Origin of the sequence: Pseudomonas sp. PA-7-1E (genome assembly GCF_021605325.1) — a bacterium.
Taxonomy (GTDB): Bacteria; Pseudomonadota; Gammaproteobacteria; order Pseudomonadales; family Pseudomonadaceae; genus Aquipseudomonas; species Aquipseudomonas fluorescens_BV.
Map to the genome: position 1 here is coordinate 1 of NZ_WKFA01000117.1, position 2596 is coordinate 2596.

The following is a 2596-nucleotide window of genomic DNA, read 5'->3' on the forward strand; positions in this document are numbered from 1 at the left end:
TGCGGATTCCACGCTGACTCGGACACCCATTCCACGCACATCCGGACAGTGATTCCACGCTGATCCGGACACTCATTCCACGAGCATCCGGACACCGATTCCACGGCCATCCGGACACTTTCCAGGCAGGCAGCTACGCAGGATTTATTCACTACCATCGACCTCTTTTTCGAAGCAGAGAGGTCGTCGTGGAGCGTTTGTCCATGCGTAAAATCCGTGAGGTGTTGCGCCTCAAGTTCGATTGCGGGCTGTCTGTCCGTAAGATCTCCCGCAGTCTGGGCATAGGCCACAGCAGTGCCGGTGATTACCTCTGTCGCTTTGCCGCCAGCGGTCTAGCCTGGCCCTGCTCGTTGTCCGATTCCGAACTGGAACAGCAACTGTTCCCACTGGCCCCTGCGGTGCCCAGTGAGCAGCGGCCACTGCCTGATTGGTCTTGGGTGCACGCCGAGCTGCGTCGCCCCGGCGTGACCCTGGCGCTGCTCTGGCAGGAGTATCGCCTGAGCCAGCCGCAGGGTTTTCAGTACAGCTGGTTCTGCGAGCACTACCGGGCCTGGCAGGGCAAGCTGGACGTGGTGATGCGCCAGGAACATCGCGTCGGCGAGAAGTTGTTCGTCGACTACGCCGGGCAGACGGTGCCGGTGATCGACCGGCACAGCGGCGAGATCCGCCAGGCGCAGGTGTTCGTCGCGGTGCTCGGCGCCTCCAGCTACACCTTCGCCGAAGCCACCTGGTCGCAGCAGTTGCCGGACTGGCTGGGCTCGCATACCCGCTGCTTCGCCTTCCTCGGGGGCGTGCCGGAGATCGTGGTGCCGGACAACCTGCGCAGCGCGGTGAGTAAGAGCCATCGCTACGAGCCGGACATCAACCCGAGCTACCGCGATCTGGCCGAGCACTATGGCGTGGCGGTGGTGCCGGCGCGGGCGCGTAAGCCGCGCGACAAGGCTAAGGCCGAGGTCGGCGTGCAGGTGGTCGAGCGCTGGATCCTCGCCGCGCTGAGGAACCGCCAGTTCTTCTCCTTGAACGAACTCAACAGCGCCATCGCCTTATTGCTGGAGCGCCTCAACCGACGACCGTTTCGCAAGCTGCCGGGCTCCCGGCACTCGGCCTTCGAAGCCCTGGATCGTCCGGTGCTGCGGCCGCTGCCGGAGCAACCCTACGTGTATGCCGAGTGGAAGAAGGCGCGTGTGCACATCGACTACCACGTCGAGGTTGATGGGCACTACTACTCGGTGCCGTACCAACTGGTGAAGAAACAACTGGAAGTACGCCTGACAGCGCGCACGGTGGAGTGCTTCCACGCCAATCAGCGGGTGGCCAGCCACCTTCGCTCACCGCACAAGGGCCGGCACAGCACACAGGCCGAGCACATGCCCAAGAGCCATCGCGAGCACGCCGAGTGGACGCCACAACGGCTGATCCGCTGGGCTGAGCAGACCGGGCCGAACACGGCCGGCGTGATCAGCCACATCCTCGAACGGCGCATCCACCCAACCCAAGGCTACCGGGCCTGCCTGGGCATCCTGCGCCTGGGCAAGACCCATGGCGAAGTGCGCTTGGAGTTGGCCTGCCGTCGCGCCCTCAGCCTCGGTGCGTGCAGCTACAAGAGCCTCGAATCGATCCTGCGCCAGGGTTTGGAAAGCCTGCCGTTGGCTCAAGCCAACCTGCCCCTGCTGCCGGACGACCACGCCAATCTGCGCGGCCCCGGCTACTACCACTGAACACAAGGAATCCCACCATGCTGCCCCATCCGACCCTGGACAAGCTCCAGACCCTGCGCCTGACCGGCATGCTCAAGGCACTCGCCGAGCAACTGAAAACCCCCGACATCGACAGCCTGAGCTTCGTGGAACGCCTCGGCCTGCTGGTCGACCGCGAACTGACCGAACGCGACGACAAGCGCCTCAGCAGCCGCCTGCGTCAGGCCCGGCTCAAGCACAACGCCTGCCTCGAAGACATCGACTACCGCAGCCCGCGCGGACTCGACAAGGCGCTGATCCTCCAGCTGAGCAGCGGTCAGTGGTTACGCGACGGACTCAACCTGATCATCAACGGGCCCACCGGCGTGGGTAAAACCTGGCTGGCCTGCGCCCTGGCCCACCAGGCCTGCCGGGAGGGCTACAGCGTGCGCTACCTGCGCCTGCCACGTTTGCTGGAAGAACTGGGTCTGGCCCATGGCGACGGCCGCTTCGCCAAGCTGATGAGCAGCTACGCCAAGACCGACCTGCTGATCCTCGACGACTGGGGCCTGGCCCCGTTCACCGGCGAGCAACGGCGCGACATGCTGGAGCTACTGGACGACCGTTACGGCCAGCGCTCGACCATCGTCACCAGCCAGATGCCGGTGGACAACTGGCACGAACTGATCGGCGATCCGACCCTGGCCGATGCCATCCTCGACCGCCTGGTGCACAACGCTTATCGGATCAATCTGGAGGGTGAATCAATGCGCAAACGGACGCAGAAATTGACGACGCCGGGCACCTCAGACTAACAATGCCACCCCTGCGTCGCTGCGCTCCGACTGCCTGTCCGAATGATCGTGGAACAGGTGTCCGGATCAGCGTGGGCTGAGTGTCCGAATGGCGTGGAATCCGCA

Annotated in this window: 2 protein-coding genes; both read left to right on the forward strand. The window is 64.4% G+C overall.

What is annotated here, in order from left to right; all coding sequences use genetic code 11:
• Window positions 1–203: 203 nt before the first annotated feature.
• A complete protein-coding gene (gene istA / locus GIW79_RS29435) occupies window positions 204–1718 on the forward strand; it encodes an IS21 family transposase (protein WP_038408847.1) in 1515 nt (504 codons plus the stop codon).
• 17 nt (window positions 1719–1735) lie between these two features.
• Complete coding sequence (istB, locus tag GIW79_RS29440) at window positions 1736–2491, forward strand: IS21-like element helper ATPase IstB (RefSeq protein WP_083375454.1); 756 nt, start codon at window positions 1736–1738, stop codon at window positions 2489–2491.
• Window positions 2492–2596 lie beyond the last annotated feature (105 nt).